Raw genomic sequence first — 235 nt, 5'->3', positions numbered from 1 at the left:
GTAAACACATGGTAACTTCCATCACTATGTGATTTAAATTTCACCCCTTCTTCTTTAATCTTTCTCTTTGCAGCAAGTGAATAAACCTGGTACCCACCGCTATCTGTTAAGATGTTTCGATCCCAGTTCATGAACTTATGAAGTCCAACTGCTTTTTCAAGAATACCTGTTCCTGGGCGTAAGTATAAATGATAGGTATTTCATAAAATGATATCTGGGTTTATTTCGTCACGCA

1 pseudogene is annotated in these 235 nt (G+C 37.0%); it reads right to left on the bottom strand.

From position 1 onward, the window contains the following. Positions 1-235 (bottom strand): annotated as a pseudogene (locus ACY2RS_RS15915) (tRNA-guanine transglycosylase); the annotation flags it as partial.

The organism is Patiriisocius sp. 208BN25-11 (assembly GCF_058147145.1).
The sequence above is the reverse complement of the archived record's forward strand: the minus strand, read 5'-3'. Positions and strand labels throughout refer to the sequence as shown.